Here is a 15506-nt window from a genome sequence, read left to right as displayed (position 1 = left end):
TACCGGGATTTTACTGTAAAAGTCTTAATCAAGTAATACCACTCTGTTTTTTCTTTTTACTCTGTAGATGAAACTTTTCTTTTCTATCGTAAGTCATTGATAGAGCGAAAACTTGTAACTGCTAGTTAGAATAGATAAAGTAAAACTCTTATCATTTATAAAAACAGCCTAAACGAACTGCAGGCGAATAAATGATATGTTAGTGAAGTGTGTATCAACAAAGGCGACTTGGCCAACATACGATTCATATGTTTGCATGATAGAGCGCAGAGTTCATGCATATATTGGAGAGGATGATATATAAGTAGTGACACTCAAAATGTCCGCAAAAATCGAAGGGTAACTAAAATAAGCACCCGCAAGTCACGGGCGCCTCGATTAATTCTCTTCTTGCAGCGCTTTATATAATTGACCCTTACGAGCATACTCATTGACGATTCTTGTCATGTCTGCTCGGTCTTCGTCAGTCAAATCACGAACGACACGAGCTGGAGAGCCGAGTGCTAATGTGTTAGGTGGGATCTTCTTGCCTGGAGTTACCAAGCTGCCAGCACCGATGAATGCACCTTCACCAACCTCAGCCCCGTCGAGCACGGTGGCGCCCATTCCAACGAGTGCACCTGTTTTAATTGTGCAGCTATGAAGCATTACTTTGTGGCCGATCGTCACGTTATCTTCTAGAATTAATGGAAACTTTGGGCTCTGATGTAGACAACAGAAATCTTGGATATTTACTTTGCGTCCAATAATAGTAGGCGATACATCCCCGCGTATAACGGTGTTGAACCATATAGATGATTCGGGTCCTATCGTTACATCTCCTGAAATCGTTACGTAATCTGCAACATAGACGGATGGATCAATCTCTGGTAATTTACCTTCATATGGATAGATCAATCAAATCTCCTCTTTTCTAAATAATCATGTATAATTTATCGTAACAAACATTTAGTTTTTGTGAAACATAAGAATGAAATAGATAGAATAAGATAGCTAAATAAGGAGTGATAACTTTGTGGAAATGGGAAGCAGAAGGTAAGGCAAAAGGTGTGATTGTTCTTGTACATAACGCCTATGAACATCATAGAAGATATGAATGGCTTATACAGAAATTTCAAAGTGATGGTTTTCACGTTGTAGCGGGAGATTTACCTGGTCACGGTAAAGAAAGTGTTGAGGTACATGCAGAAGCATTTAAGGACTACCGCAGATTTATCAAGAAAATGATTCGAAGCGGCTTAGATGATAATTTACCCGTATTTTTATTTGGTCATGGTTTAGGAGCTACATTCTTACTTCGGTTATTACAGATGGAACGTATCGAATGTGCGGGAGTGATCTGTACATCACCTTGGCTACACTTGGAACATCATCCACCAATACGGGCGAAAATGTTTACAAAATGGTCTCAATCGATGACTTTGGATCATGAAATTACGCCTGAACTTTTATCGCGTAATCCCGAATTCTTAGAGCAATACGCAGAAGATCCAATGTATGTTCCGATAGTGACAGGCGGCTGGTACCGAGAATTACAGACCCTTATGAAATCGGTCTTGCAGCCAGATTTAATTATTCAAGATGTGCCGTTATTACTTCATACGGGAGAAGCCGATCAAATTACGAATACCGATTACACACGGAAGTGGGCATTTGCTCAAAATTTATCTGAACTACAATGGAAGCGATGGAGAGATGTTGAGCATGATGTGATCCAAGCACCAGAGCGTGAAGGGGTTTATTTATATACACAATCATTCATCAATAATGTACTTCATTCACTCGGATATATTATCGAATGAAATAAGGTCGTGAACATATGAGAAAGCGTCTGTACATAGGTGTGGCTGGGGCTTTTGGAGCGAGCACAAGGCTGCTGATCGGTCAGCTGTTGATCGTCAGTGGTTCTTTTCCTGTCGCAACATTCTTAGTAAACATGGTCGGTACGTTTGTACTTTGCTATATAGTGGAACGTGCTCGTCTTGGAGGAAGTCTTAGCGCACTAGCAGTGACCGTAATAACTACAGGATTCCTCGGTGCATTCACGACGTTTTCAGCAGTCAGTGTAGAGACGGTTGAATTGCTACGTGACGGATTTTTTGGACTTGCTGGTGCCTACGTCGGTAGTAGTGTATTAGGTGGACTGGCTATGGCAGCGCTTGGTTTTTCATTTGCTAGGAGGCGATCGTCATGATCTGGCATCTCATAGCAGTGGGGTGTGGCGGATTTATAGGAGCACTTTTGCGATTCGAGGTATCTGCCAAGCTCAATCGTGATCGTTTCGCCTATGGAACACTAGTTGTTAATTCTATTGGCAGTTTCTTCATCGGCTGGATTATAGGTTCAAACCTTTCACTCGGTTGGACATTATTTTTGGCAACTGGCGTGGCAGGTGCTTTGACGACCTATTCTACATTAATGAAAGAGATTTGGACGTACTGGACTAAAGGTCAAAAACTCCAAGCCGTTGGTTATACACTTGTGACGTTCATAGTTGGAATAGGCTTGGCCTTTTTAGGTTTTAGCTTATAGGAAAGAGGTCCTAATGAATAACAAAAAAACTCAAAAAACGACACAAAACAAACGTAAGAAAATGATTACTTCATTGTTAATCGCAGTAGGGATTGCGATTGGCGCCATATATTTCCCTGAACTTTTTGAAGATGAGGAACAAGAACCGAGTCGTCAAGGTTTGATTCCTGTTGAATTAGTGAAAACAATTGACGGCGATACGATTAAGATTATGTATGAAGGTAAGGAAGAAAATGTACGATATTTATTAATTGATACACCAGAAACGAATCATCCACGTCTTGGCAAGCAGCCGTATGGACAACAAGCAAAGGTTCGTAATCAGGAACTGTTGCAAAAAGGTCAGCTCGAAATTGAGTTTGATGTTGGCGGGAAATATGATAAATACGGCAGATTATTGGCGTATATTTACATAGACGGAAAGAGTGTGCAAGAACAGTTATTGAAAGAAGGATTGGCGAGAGTCGCTTATGTGTATCCACCTAACACACGGCATCTAGATGCATTTGAAAAAGCGGAGCAACAAGCGAAGAAATCGGGTATCGGAATTTGGACGTTGGAAGACTATACAACCGACCGAGGTTTTGACAGTGAGAAATATCCTGCAGATTCTGTGAAGATTCCTGTATATGGTGAAACCCAGGACTTCAAGAACTGTACAGAGCTTCGTAAAGTATATCCGCAGGGCGTTAAAAAAGGCCATCCGGCATATAAAGAACAGATGGACGGCAATAAAGATGGACGAGCTTGTGAATAACATAAAAACTAAATAAGTAGTATGGCACCTTGATGCTATGTGACACTTACGATCAACTACCTAAGTGTTCTTATAGGCAAACGCTAATGAAAAAATAATAAGAATGAAGACAAGTCCTCGTTATCCAGGATTTGTCTTCATTCTTTTTTCATCAAAAGACTTCATTATAATTTGTCAGTTCTCGTAGTGCACGTTCTTCAGTAGGAATCCGGACGGACAACATCCAGATATTCAGCAATAGAAACAGTCCCGCCGTTAAGTACGCACTGAATAGTAAAGGCAATACAATTAGTTCGGTTGTTACAATGACATAATTGGGGTGACGAATCCAACGGTAAGGTCCTTTTTTCTGTACGTTCGCTCCAGGTAGTATAAGAATTTTAGTGTTCCAGAACTTCCCTAACGACGATAGACACCAGACACGCAGTACTTGCATCAATAGGAAAATTGCGAGTAAGGTCCCCCAGACGGGTAATAGTGAGCGATCGAATACAAGGACTTCGACTAGCAAGGAAATGAAAAATGCGATATGCATCAAAACCATCCATTTATAATGAGACGCGCCGATTTCTATTGCGCCTTGATTGCGGATCCACTTCTCGTTACGATTAGCGACGACCAATTCGACTAAGCGTTGAACGACGACGATGATAAAAACGAACAGGAAAAGCCTGCCCATCTTACTGCCACTCCAACAACAATAATTCTCCGCAGAAACCTGGACCAAGTGCTGCCATTAAACCGAATTCTCCTTCGGCAGGCTGTTGCTCGATAAAATCCTTGAGTACATAGAGCACAGTAGGAGACGACATGTTTCCATGATATTGCAGTATCTTTTTCGACGTAGCGGTTTGCTCTTGATCCATATCCAATGCTTTTTGATAGGCATCTAATACTTTTTTACCCCCTGGATGGGCAACAAAATGCTGTACATCCTCCATTGAAAGATCATGTTCTTCCACGAATTGATGGACAAATGGTCCTAACCAACTCTTAATGACGTTTGGAATGCTCTTTGAAAATACGACATGCAAACCATCATTTTTAATGTCCCAGCCCATCACATCCTCTGAATCAGGCATGAAACGTGAAGAAGTAGCACGGATATGAGGCATTGGATGTGTGCTTTTAACGGAAGACTGTTCTCCAGAAACAAGTGCGCAAGCTACACCGTCAGAGAATAACGATACACCGATCAAGTTACTTTTTGATACATCATCTCGTTGAAACGTTAAGCTGCAAAGCTCTATAGCGAGAACGAGAACATTCGACTCAGGATAGGCTTTACAGTAATCAAAAGCACGACTCATACCCGAAGCACCACCTGCACAACCAAGACCCCAAATAGGGATACGTTTAATATCATGTCGAAATGGTAATTGATTAATAAGACGCGCATCGATACTTGGTGTGGCGATTCCGCTACTTGAAACAAAGAATATCGCGTCTATTTCAGCTGCATTCACTGGACGCTCCAGTGTTGTCGTATTGTTGAGGCATTGCTCGACCGCTTGCTTACCAAGTGCAATAGCATGCTGAATATATAAGTTGTTTTTCGTTTCGAAATCATGTGGCTCCGCGTACCATTCCAACGGCATACATACTTGTCGTGAATCAATTTCACCGTTTTGAAACACTTGTAATAAGCGGTCGATATCCTTGAATGAATCCGAAAATAAAGAACGAGCAAATGTCATAGCCTCTTCCTGTGGCAGATCAACAGGCGGGCTTACTGTACTGACAGATTGGATGATTGGCATAGGGTAACCTCCGTTTATATTAATATCGAGCTTGAGCAGTGAATTATGCCGTGGCTTCTTGTAGACTATATGCAATAGAAGAGGAGGACTTGTCTTGAAGATACAATTAAGTATATTAGATCAATCTCCCATTACATCCGGCAGTGATGCTCATGAAGCTTTTCAGCAAACTACCTGCTTGGCGAAGAAAGCCGAAGAATTAGGCTATAGCCGCTTTTGGGTGTCTGAACATCACGATGCTCCAACACTAGCAGGTTCATCCCCTGAAATTCTGATGGCGCATTTGGCTACAGTCACTTCGACTATCCGAATCGGGTCAGGCGGTGTCATGCTACCTCACTATTCCCCTTATAAGGTGGCAGAAAACTTCAAAGTGTTAGAAGCCTTGTTTCCTGGGAGAATTGATGCGGGGATCGGGCGAGCTCCGGCAGGAATGCCTCGAGCAACTTATGCTCTTAACAACGGTGAATATCTAAATCGTGAGCAATATCCTCAACAAATTGATGAACTACACATGTATCTTCATGATACATTGCCTAAAGATCATCCATATGAAGGATTGAAAGCAACCCCTATCACAACTAGTGCACCACCCGTCTGGATGTTAGGCACAAGCAAAGAGTCAGCGAGTTTAGCTGCTCAAAAAGGTTTACCTTATATGTTTGCACAATTTATCAATAGTGAAGGGGGGAGGGAAGCAGCGAGATATTATCAAGATCATTTTCAAGCTTCTGTATATACATCTTCCCCTAAACAAGCGGTAGCGGTATTTTTGTTTTGTGCAGAGACTGAAGAAAAGGCGGATTGGATGGCGTCCTCCTTAGATCTGTTAATGATTATGCAACAACAAGGAATGAAAGTAGATGGTACACCTTCACCAGAACAAGCGGCAGCGTATCCATATAGTCAACTGGAAAGGGAACTTGTTCAATTGAATCGCGAGCGTATGATAGTAGGTACGCCAAAATCAGCTCGTAGGCAGTTGGAACAAATAGCGGAAGATTTTGGAGCAGAAGAAATCATGCTCATTTCAATTACATATAACTTTCATGATAAACTGAAGTCGTATGAACTGATTATGCAAGAATTTTTGAAAGGGGAGAAAAGTAATGAATTTGATTGATACAAAAAATCAGCTAACTGAAAAGAAAAAGCATGTGGAGAAAGTAGCGAATGTCGACAATGCAACCTTTATGAATATTCAATTGCGTGCAGGAGAGGAAGTAGCAGAGCATGATGCGAATAAAGAAGTATTCATCATCGTGCGTAAAGGAAAAGTGCGGTTCATAGTGGAAGGCAAGTCGGTTGATGTAACACCAGATAATGTCTTGCATATGGTGCCATTAGAAAGACATAGTTTACATGCGGTGGAAGACTCTGATGTTTTAGTTATTCAAGTAAAGCCGTAAAGATAATACAACAAGAGATCGCAAGGATTGTTTGCGATCTCTTGTTGTATGATATGGACTAATTTATGATTGAATGGTTTTACATAATTCACGCAAACTAGATATGAAACCTTCATTTTGTTCAGCAGTTCGTTTTTTGGGACCGCGCAAACGACCTCCTGCTCGACGGATTTTCTGAGCTTTATGACGTGCCGCAAGTAATTGATCAATATTGTCATTTGTATACCATCTGCCGTTCTGATCAAGTGGCAAACCTTGTTTTGCCAACGCCATAGCGGCCAATCCGTAGTCTTGAGTGACGACGATATCCCCTTTTTTTATACGGTTCACCAATACAAAATCGACTGCGTCTGCACCTTTGGAAACAGTAATCGTTTCTGCGCCTTCCCGGTGCATTTCATGTGCAGTGTCACATATTAACACACAAGGTATACCGTACTCTTTGGCAATCGTAATCGTTTCATTGATTACTGGACAGCCATCTGCATCCACTAAAATCGTTGTCACGTAGTACCTCTCCTTCCGCTACACTTAATAGGTTTAGTATAACAAATAACGGGAAACATAAGTGAAAATGTACGATTGAGGTGATGAAATGGCTGATTTATCAAAAGAACAACGAACGACTGTAGAACAACGTGAGCAATATGGGCGCCAAATGGATGCGAAGAATGCTGCCATGGAGAACATAGAAGTTCCACTTGAAAACAGAGAGTTGGCAGATCATGAAATTCCTCCGCCGTTAACAGAAGAGGAAGTGCGTGCTAAAGTCGGTAATCAGAACTTCCAAAATGCGACTGACGATAATGCACCCACATCAATAGGCAGTTAAAAAAGTCATGCGTAAAAAAGGACATCATGGATGTTCTTTTTTTGCGTTAAAAGCTAATAATGAAACTAACTTGTTAGGTAAATCGTATACATACTATACAACTAGATAACGGAGTGATAAATAATGAATGAAGGATATTTCGTAGGATGGGGTACGTTAGCTTTAATCAATGCAGTATTAGCGCAAGGAAAAAACAGAAGCGGATTGAACTGGTTTATACTTTCTTTGTTTCTAGGACCGCTGGCAACTCTCTTCTTAGCGCTATCAGGTAAAAAGTGATAGACTATTTAGGAAACTGAAATAGTGAAGGGAGCTATTATAACTATGAAAATTGATGTAGAAATTTTATTCGCAACTGATGCACAAATAACGAAGAACCTATTGGTGAAACAATTTGTCGACAATCAAGCTGGAGGATTTTCCACGTTTGTACATGATGGAAAACAGCTAGTCGTTATAAAAGATAAAGAATGGAAAACAGCAGATGCAATTCGCAGTATTGCAGGTGAAATCTCTCGCAGTCTTGCGTCACAAAAAGTAGATTCTGCTTCGATTCAAGCAGATCAGCTAGGACAAAAGTGGTCATCTCAAGATGAAGCAGTCACAGCTTTCGTCGAAGGATGGCATCTTGGTGCCTATAACTTTGACCGCTACCAATCTAAAAAAGCGGACCCTGTCACTACGTTAGATGTTAAAGGTGCAGACAATGCAGCGGTTAAATTAGGAGAAGTGCGTGCGGCAGCTATGGCTTTTTCTCGTGACTTGATGAATGAACTTTCCGATGTGCTAAATCCAGAGACATATCCAGAAGTATTAAAAGATCATTTCAAAGGAACAAAAGTGAAAATTGATGTACTCGGCAAAAAAGAGATTGAAGAACGCGAAATGAACGGTGTATTGACAGTTTGCCGTGGCAGTAAATATGAGCCTTCATTCGTAGAGATGACATTGCAGACAGATGCATCGAAACCACTTGTAGCTCTTGTCGGAAAAGGCGTAACGTATGATTCAGGCGGTATTAGCTTGAAAGGCGGACGCGACGACAGTGACATGCGTATGGATATGGGCGGTTCAGCAGCTGTGAGTGGTGCATTGTCACTACTAGCTCACTCAGATGCCAAAGTGAATGTAGTCGTGTTAATTCCAATGGTTGAAAATACACCGGGACCTGACGCTGTCATGCCGGGCGAAGTGATTCAATATAAGAACGGCATCAGTGTACAAGTCGGTAATACCGATGCAGAAGGCCGTTTGATTTTGGCCGACGGATTGATTCGTGCAGGTGAATTAAACGCAGACTACACTGTGGATATCGCGACATTGACTGGCGCAGTTGTCGCGGCGCTTGGTACGGAAGTCGGAGGAGTCTTTGGTGATGAAGAGTTGTCTAATAAACTGAAGAAAATTGGCGATCAAAACGGTGACTTCGTTTGGCCACTTCCTTTAATTGATGAGTATGAAGAAACACTTGATAGCGCCTATGCAGATTGTAACAATATGAGTTCTCTAACTGTTGCAGGTTCGATCACAGCTGGTCTCTACTTGCGTAAGTTCGCACCGAAGAACAACTGGTTGCATGTGGACATGGCGGGCGTTATGGATAAGCAGAAGTCAAAAGGGTATTATACGAAGTCAGCAACAGGCTACGGAGCACGTTTGCTTGCGGATTATACGGTGTCATTGACTAAATAAGTAATATTTAAAAGGATGCCCTAACTGGGCATCCTTTTTTGTGTTGGTTGGGAGTATTGGAAGAGGAGCGCTAAATAGTATCTGCGAGGGGATGGAAGCTCCAGTTGGCGGACGCTTTCCCATGGGCCTGCGGTGAGCCAACCAGTTCGCTAGTGCAAAGATGTGCTCCCAACACTTACTCCATGCTCTATATCTACAATCTGCAAATCATGTAATCAAGAACAAAAAAGTGATCGAAGTCATAAAATTACGACTTCGATCGCTTCTTTTCAAAGACTCATAAAAACAAGGTCAGGGAGGCGATTCCTGAGAGGATGATCAGCAGGGATACCGACGCAATAATGGCTGGCTTCATAAATGCAGGCTCTTCCTTCACGAGCTCCTTGATCGCATAAATTATAGAAATAACAAAAACGAACGGCCAGATGAACCATGTCCATAGATAAAGAACACTCAAAAGCTTCATAATACTAATAAACATAGACTTCACTCCTTGGAAAGTAATAAGAGCTCACTGTAAAAAAGAATGATGTGATAGATAAATGCTCTGATACTTTTGTTTCCCCTATATTATAAAATTCACACTCTTCCAATAAACTTTTTATAAGTAGGATATCCAAGTCAGTAGAACTACTATACTTTCTTTACTGTTTTTGTAAACTCAAACAAATCGCATTACTTCTCTAAATTTCTTGGTGTTTTATTACTGAAAGGTAACAACAGAAATGTATGAAAATAAATATTTGCTGCCATAAGACCAATACCGCCATATAAGACAATCAGCGACGCTAAATTCAGTCCAGGCAGTAGAGCAAGAGGGAATAGCGCACCAATTAGAAGACCAGCCACTGAATAGAAAACTAGCTTCTTTATGTACTGTGATTTGTTATTTTCTATTAACTTATCAATCATAATTGATAGGGGAGTTCCAATTAGTAAAAAGATAGGTCCCGCGTATAACATAACAAATACTATAGTTTCAGTGAATCCGAAATAATAGGTATTCGGTTCCCGCTGTGATTCAGGTGCATAGGAAATGGCGGAGTATACAATTGAAAATAAGATAGTAGCTATAATTGCTGATAAAAAACGTTTCATTAACGTCCCCCCAATCTTCCTTTATCATATTTTAAAAAGCCTTTAGATACAATAAAAAAACGAGTGAGAGAAAAATCCTCACTCGTCTTTTTTATTTACATAGCACTACTTCACGTGAAAAGGTTCCTTTGTGTGCAAGGCAACGATCCGCAATCTCAAATCCAGCAACTTCGAGCATTTCATCCATATTCTCTATCGTGATGATTAAACAGCTCTTAGCAAAACGACGAGCTTCTTTCAAAATCTCGAGTTGGCCTTCTGCTGTAATATGTGTAAATAAATTATAGGGCATATCGATAATTGCGACATCATACTCTTCGTCGACTTCAGCAATAGGACCTATAGTAACATTGCCTTCCAAATCGAAGTAGTCAATATTTTTCCGTGAACCATAGACGACAAGCGGGTTAATATCGCGACCTTCAATTGGGATACCCATAGATAGTGCTTCAACAAGGACAGTTCCGATTCCGCAGCAAGGATCGATGACGCGTTTCCCTTCAGGATGCGGTACTGCAATATTGACGGCAGCTCTGGCTAAACGTGTACCAAGCGCAGTGGAGTACATGTGCGGCTTCTGTTGGTGTACGTGCCAATCAGAAGAACTGTAAAGTACATTTCCTGCGTACCAACGACCGTCCAATTGCATGATGCCGATGAACACTTCAGGATGGTCAAGTTCAGGCTCGCCTTTGATCTGTAATCCAATTGTACGCTCAATATCACGACGAGTATCATGACCAATCTTAGCCGTTGTTGAAAGTGTCATATCGTTCAAGCAGACGGTTTTAAATAATTGATCGATCTCCAGCTTAGAAACATTTTCTGTCAGCAATTCTAGACTGTCTGCATCTAATAAGACCTCGAGTCGAGTTTGTATGAACGGACTTCGTGATGGATCAACGCCAATATCACTTACAATCACGTTGTCTTCTACGTCGTAACCGAAAAAAGCTCGCATTTCCATTCGACATAATTCCTGTTCATCTCGGTGTCGAATATACGTATATATAAATTGTGAAGCCATTAGTTATTTGCTCTCATTTTATGCAAATCGCCAAGTATTTCATACAGAAGTTGTAATGCATCTTGGATAGACATCGTCTCGTCAAAACCTTTAAGAGAATCAAACGGAACATTCAATTCCCAGAAACCTTCGTTATCGGAAAATGAAATACTAAAACCATGTAGATTATGCTGAAGTTTTTCTTCGATAAACGTACGAATTGTTTCGCCTTCTTTTTTCTTACCTTGTAAACCAAATAAAGCCATATACGTTTTGAACATGTCATCTACTTCAAGTGCCAGCGAATCCACTTTGATCTCATCGAAGTCAGGGGACTCGACAAAAAGAAATTCAGCTATATTAGATTTCAAATAAGAGATGGGTTTCTGTAAAAAATGCTCATCTGCAAAGCGTACGGTTTCCTCTGTTTCCTTTACACATACTTCAATTGTTTTGATTGTTACTGTACTCATTTTATTCACTCCTCGTTAGTAAGTATACCGGATTGTTTTTCGGGATACCACGGATTTAAGTGAATTAATACTTCATCGACGTCATCATTTTTCGCCATGATCAAATTACGTAATCTACTTGAGATGATATGGCCTTCTTGTATCGTTAAATCACCATTAATACCGATTCGAATATCCACCAATACATAATGTCCATGTTCTCTTGCGCGTAAGCGATCAATTCGTTTTACTTCCGGAATGGAATGAATCAATTCTTCAAATGCGATTAAACGCTCATCACAGACGCTTTTTTCCATCAATATATCAATACTATCCTTGCCGATATCCATAGCAAGTTTAAAGACAAGAATAGAAACGATAATCCCGGCGATCGGATCTCCATATGTGAGTAGCGGCCATGCGTAAGCATCTCCAATTAAGGCAAGTCCAATACCTATTACTGCGGCAAGCGAGGCATAGACATCAGCCAGGTGATCATAAGCCGTCGCGATCAGACCTTTACTGTTCTCGGCTTGACCGATACGAATTGTGTAGATATAGAGTAGATACTTCCAAATTAGTGACACGATCGCAGTGAGTAAGGCAATCTTACTTGCTGTAGCGGGATCTTCAAATAATGCCATGATTGCTTCGAAAGCAATATAAATCGCGGCTAACCCTAAAATAATAGCTACGATACTCGAACCAATTACCTCCGCTTTTCCGTGTCCGTATGGGTGATCTTCATCAGCCGGTCGTTTTGAAATTTGCATAGAAGTCAGTGCAGCTGCAGAAGCTACCACATCACCTGCGTTGTGGAAACCGTCTGCAAGTAAAACAGGACTTCGGAAAACGAATCCGACTATCAGTTTTAATACAGTCAAGATCACATTACTTAATAAACTGATCCAGATAGCTAAGATAGCAGAAGTGGAATGTTCGCGTACATGAATGGTCATAAAAGTTTCCCTCCTCTAACAGTGTTTCCTCTAAGCAACAAAAAAACCTCGCTTAATTTGGGCGAGGTCATACATAATTTTAATTGTTGGATTGGGACAAAGTTTCTCATTGTCATCACTCATTCATTTGTAGTTCAATTATTATCCCATAACTATGAGTTTTGTGCAAGTAAGTACCATATCATTCAAAGTAGAAAAATGTCGTCTACTGTGTCAAAATAAAAGAATAGAAAAGATACGAGATAATAATGAACATAATTTCTATACAATAATACGTATAAAAATACTATTCGAGAGGTTTGATGAATAATGAAACTTTGGGGCGGACGGTTTAGTAGTAAAGCAGATGAGATCATGGAGAAGTTTAATAGCTCTTTACCAGTTGATTATCGATTATATAGAGAGGATATCGCGGGTAGTATCGCACACGTAACGATGCAAGTTCATTCAGATTTATTGTCACCTGAGGAAGGTGAGTTGCTAGTGAACGGCTTGCAGTCGATTTTGGCGGATATCGAATCAGGAGAATTACAAATTGAAGGTAATTATGAAGATATTCATTCGTTTATTGAAATGAATCTGACGGAGCGAGTAGGGGAGACGGGTAAGAAATTGCATACAGCCCGCAGTCGAAACGATCAAGTAGCTGTCGATATGAGACAGTATGCTAGAAATCAAACTTCTGTTGTCATGGATGCGCTGCAGGTCTTAATTGATTCACTTGAGGCAAAAGGAAAAGCAAACAACGTCATTATGCCAGGCTACACACATTTGCAACGCGCGCAAGTCGTCACTTTCGGACATCATTTAGGTGCTTATGCACAAATGTTCAAGCGCGATAAAAAACGTGTACAAAATGCTGCTGAGATTCTGAATGAAAATCCACTCGGCTGTGGTGCGCTTGCTGGTACGACGCATGATATTGATCGCCAAGTGACGACCGCATTACTAGGGTTCGATAAGCCGGTAGATAACTTCCTTGACGGCGTCAGCGATCGCGACTATTTAGTAGAATTGATGTCAGACTTCTCACTCATTATGATGCATATGAGCCGTTTAAGTGAAGAACTCATTCTTTGGAGTAGCCAAGAGTTCCGTTTTATCACCATTTCAGATGCCTATTCAACAGGAAGCAGCATTATGCCACAGAAGAAAAATCCGGATGCAGCAGAACTAATCCGTGGTAAAACAGGACGAGTATATGGATCTTTATTCGCATTACTGACGACGTTGAAGGGTTTGCCATTAACATATAATAAAGACATGCAGGAAGACAAAGAACAATTCTTCGACGCACTAGATACTGTTCTTGATTGCTTGGAAATCATGTCTAAAATGATTGACACTCTACAGGTAAATGCAGAGCATATGAAAGCTGCAATTAAAGGTGGATTCTTGAATGCGACAGAAGTGGCGGACTATTTAGTCGCAAAAGGTACGCCATTCCGTGATGCTCATGAAATCGTTGGAAAAGTCATCATTTATTGTGAACAGGAAAACAAAGCAATTGAAGATCTGACAGTGGGAGAACTCAAAAAGTTCAGCGGCCATATCGAAGATGACATCTATGAATATATCGATTACGAATCTATTATTACAAAAGGGAATAAGGGATTGATGAAAGAAATGTAATAAGTATATAAAAAGCCTGCGGAATGTCCGCAGGCTTTTTACTATTCAACGCGTGGCTTACCTTGAACGGAAGCGACAATAAAACCTATTGCGCCAAACGCTATAGCAGGCAAAATCCAACCGACGCCTTGCTCATATAAAGGTAAGAATTCCAATATATATGTAACCGGTACCAGATCGATATTGAATGCTCGTAACACATCGAAGAACCCAATAAGACCTGCTGCTAGTAAACCATAATTATATACTTCATGATAGCCTTTAAATAACGGGTGTAACAATCTAAAGGTAATTAAGACAATGGCTAGAGGATATACTCCACCTAGTACTGGAATCATCACTGCAAGCAACTGCGTGAGGCCGACATTCGCGACTATCGTAGAAAACAAACAAATAATAAAAACGAACGTTTTATAAGAAATCTTAGGCGCGATTTTAGAAAGATAGGTAGCACTTGCAGTCGTCAATCCAACCGAAGTCGTTAAGCAAGCTAGTGTTACCGCAAGCCCAAGTAAGTATAAACCGTTATTACCCATCAAGGCATACGCAAGCTTTGCTAAAATATCTCCGCCGTTCGTGGCGCCTTCTGCTACAGAGCGGCTCGTCATCCCTAAATAGGCCAATCCAGCATAGACAAAACTCAGCCCGATGACTGCAATGGATCCGGCTTTCATCGTAATAGAAGTTATCGCTTTTCTATCTGTAATTCCTTTCGCCTTCACGGCATTAATGACGATAATAGCGAAGACTAGCGCTGCCATTGCGTCCATTGTTCCGTATCCTTCAATAAATCCTTTGTAAAAATAATCTTCTGCATAAGATCCTTGTGGCACGCCCGCTTTGCCTACGGGGTTGATAATACCCGTCACGACGATGAACGTTACGATAGCTAGCAATATCGGAGTTAAAATACTTCCGAAGCGATCGACTATTTTATTCGGCTTAAATGAGAGCCAAATCGTCACCGCAAAAAATACAATGGAGAAGAGCACCAATGCTAATCTAGAATACGAATCCGGTACAAATGGTGAAACGGCAATTTCGAATGAAACAGTCGCTGTACGCGGAACACCGAAGAACGGTCCAAGTGCTAAATATATAACTAATGGAAATATCATGGCGAATACAGGTGATGCTCTTCCAGCTAAATCATTTAATTGATTGCCACTCATAGTGACTGCAATTATGCCAAGATAGGGAAGACCGACTCCTGTAATTAAAAAACCAGCCAGCGTGATCCATGTTTGTGTTCCTGCTAGTTGACCTAGCAGCGGTGGGAAAATCATATTTCCAGCACCAAAAAAGAGAGCAAACATCGTCAGCCCCAATTTGAACGTATCGAATTTGGTAAATCTATTCATTTGGAATTCCTCCTGG

At 40.9% G+C, this 15506-nt stretch carries 20 protein-coding genes; 10 read left to right on the top strand and 10 right to left on the bottom strand.

Going from position 1 to position 15506, the window contains the following annotated elements; all coding sequences use genetic code 11:
* Nucleotides 1-378: 378 nt before the first annotated feature.
* Entirely contained in the window at nt 379-897 is a 519-nt protein-coding gene (locus tag CSV72_RS07540) for a gamma carbonic anhydrase (protein ID WP_099677858.1), read from the bottom strand.
* 107 nt (nt 898-1004) lie between these two features.
* On the opposite strand from CSV72_RS07540, the gene CSV72_RS07535 reads away from it, so the two are divergent.
* The 4 genes from CSV72_RS07535 to CSV72_RS07520 are packed head-to-tail and all read left to right on the top strand — an operon-like array spanning nt 1005 to nt 3289.
* Nucleotides 1005-1802 carry an alpha/beta hydrolase gene (locus CSV72_RS07535; protein ID WP_233191165.1) on the top strand — a complete coding sequence of 266 codons (798 nt, stop codon included), beginning with the start codon at nt 1005-1007 and terminating at the stop codon, nt 1800-1802.
* 17 nt (nt 1803-1819) lie between these two features.
* Nucleotides 1820-2194: a fluoride efflux transporter FluC gene (locus CSV72_RS07530; RefSeq protein WP_099677857.1), complete on the top strand. Its 375-nt coding sequence runs from the start codon at nt 1820-1822 to the stop codon at nt 2192-2194.
* Nucleotides 2191-2532 (top strand): fluoride efflux transporter FluC, encoded by a 342-nt coding sequence (locus CSV72_RS07525; RefSeq protein ID WP_099677856.1) that lies wholly within the window; start codon nt 2191-2193, stop codon nt 2530-2532. Before CSV72_RS07530 ends, CSV72_RS07525 begins: the two co-directional genes overlap by 4 nt.
* Nucleotides 2533-2545: 13 nt before the next feature.
* On the top strand, nt 2546-3289 hold the full coding sequence (locus CSV72_RS07520; protein WP_099677855.1) for a thermonuclease family protein: 744 nt from the start codon (nt 2546-2548) through the stop codon (nt 3287-3289).
* Between the two features lie 151 nt (nt 3290-3440).
* Here the strand turns inward: CSV72_RS07520 and CSV72_RS07515 are convergent, their stop codons facing one another.
* Both CSV72_RS07515 and CSV72_RS07510 read right to left on the bottom strand, forming a co-directional pair.
* Complete coding sequence (locus CSV72_RS07515) at nt 3441-3968, bottom strand: isoprenylcysteine carboxyl methyltransferase family protein (RefSeq protein WP_099677854.1); 528 nt, start codon at nt 3966-3968, stop codon at nt 3441-3443.
* 1 nt (nt 3969) lies between these two features.
* Nucleotides 3970-5049 (bottom strand): type III polyketide synthase, encoded by a 1080-nt coding sequence (locus tag CSV72_RS07510; protein WP_099677853.1) that lies wholly within the window; start codon nt 5047-5049, stop codon nt 3970-3972.
* 94 nt (nt 5050-5143) lie between these two features.
* On the opposite strand from CSV72_RS07510, the gene CSV72_RS07505 reads away from it, so the two are divergent.
* Nucleotides 5144-6172, top strand: coding sequence for an LLM class flavin-dependent oxidoreductase (locus CSV72_RS07505; RefSeq protein ID WP_099677852.1), 1029 nt, complete (start codon nt 5144-5146; stop codon nt 6170-6172).
* Nucleotides 6159-6458, top strand: a complete 300-nt coding sequence (locus CSV72_RS07500) for a cupin domain-containing protein (protein WP_099677851.1) — start codon at nt 6159-6161, stop codon at nt 6456-6458. The genes CSV72_RS07505 and CSV72_RS07500 overlap by 14 nt, the downstream gene beginning before the upstream one ends.
* A 63-nt stretch (nt 6459-6521) precedes the next feature.
* On the opposite strand, the gene CSV72_RS07495 is transcribed toward CSV72_RS07500, so the two are convergent.
* A complete protein-coding gene (locus tag CSV72_RS07495) occupies nt 6522-6965 on the bottom strand; it encodes a YaiI/YqxD family protein (RefSeq protein ID WP_099677850.1) in 444 nt (147 codons plus the stop codon).
* Between the two features lie 88 nt (nt 6966-7053).
* Here CSV72_RS07495 and CSV72_RS07490 point away from each other — a divergent pair, with 88 nt between their 5' ends.
* The 3 genes from CSV72_RS07490 (at nt 7054) to CSV72_RS07485 (ending at nt 8982) form a co-directional block, all read left to right on the top strand.
* Nucleotides 7054-7290: a hypothetical protein gene (locus tag CSV72_RS07490; protein WP_099677849.1), complete on the top strand. Its 237-nt coding sequence runs from the start codon at nt 7054-7056 to the stop codon at nt 7288-7290.
* A gap of 123 nt (nt 7291-7413) precedes the next feature.
* Entirely contained in the window at nt 7414-7569 is a 156-nt protein-coding gene (locus tag CSV72_RS16880; RefSeq protein WP_169535198.1) for a hypothetical protein, read from the top strand.
* Between the two features lie 45 nt (nt 7570-7614).
* Nucleotides 7615-8982: a leucyl aminopeptidase family protein gene (locus CSV72_RS07485; protein WP_099677848.1), complete on the top strand. Its 1368-nt coding sequence runs from the start codon at nt 7615-7617 to the stop codon at nt 8980-8982.
* A gap of 277 nt (nt 8983-9259) precedes the next feature.
* Here the strand turns inward: CSV72_RS07485 and CSV72_RS07480 are convergent, their stop codons facing one another.
* The 5 genes from CSV72_RS07480 to CSV72_RS07460 form a co-directional block, all read right to left on the bottom strand.
* Complete coding sequence (locus CSV72_RS07480; protein WP_099677847.1) at nt 9260-9463, bottom strand: hypothetical protein; 204 nt, start codon at nt 9461-9463, stop codon at nt 9260-9262.
* A gap of 194 nt (nt 9464-9657) precedes the next feature.
* On the bottom strand, nt 9658-10080 hold the full coding sequence (locus tag CSV72_RS07475) for a hypothetical protein (protein WP_099677846.1): 423 nt from the start codon (nt 10078-10080) through the stop codon (nt 9658-9660).
* Between the two features lie 91 nt (nt 10081-10171).
* A complete protein-coding gene (locus CSV72_RS07470) occupies nt 10172-11107 on the bottom strand; it encodes a TRM11 family SAM-dependent methyltransferase (protein ID WP_099677845.1) in 936 nt (311 codons plus the stop codon).
* Complete coding sequence (locus CSV72_RS07465) at nt 11107-11559, bottom strand: protoporphyrinogen oxidase (RefSeq protein WP_099677844.1); 453 nt, start codon at nt 11557-11559, stop codon at nt 11107-11109. The genes CSV72_RS07470 and CSV72_RS07465 overlap by 1 nt, the downstream gene beginning before the upstream one ends.
* 5 nt (nt 11560-11564) lie before the next feature.
* Nucleotides 11565-12497: a cation diffusion facilitator family transporter gene (locus CSV72_RS07460; protein WP_099677843.1), complete on the bottom strand. Its 933-nt coding sequence runs from the start codon at nt 12495-12497 to the stop codon at nt 11565-11567.
* A gap of 309 nt (nt 12498-12806) precedes the next feature.
* Between CSV72_RS07460 and argH the strand changes: the two genes are divergently transcribed.
* Nucleotides 12807-14129, top strand: coding sequence for an argininosuccinate lyase (gene argH / locus CSV72_RS07455; protein WP_099677842.1), 1323 nt, complete (start codon nt 12807-12809; stop codon nt 14127-14129).
* Nucleotides 14130-14170: 41 nt separating this feature from the next.
* Here the strand turns inward: argH and brnQ are convergent, their stop codons facing one another.
* Nucleotides 14171-15490 carry a branched-chain amino acid transport system II carrier protein gene (brnQ, locus tag CSV72_RS07450; protein ID WP_099677841.1) on the bottom strand — a complete coding sequence of 440 codons (1320 nt, stop codon included), beginning with the start codon at nt 15488-15490 and terminating at the stop codon, nt 14171-14173.
* Nucleotides 15491-15506 lie beyond the last annotated feature (16 nt).

Source organism: Sporosarcina sp. P20a, assembly GCF_002743175.1.
Classification (GTDB): domain Bacteria; phylum Bacillota; class Bacilli; order Bacillales_A; family Planococcaceae; genus Sporosarcina.
The sequence above is the reverse complement of the archived record's forward strand: the minus strand, read 5'-3'. Positions and strand labels throughout refer to the sequence as shown.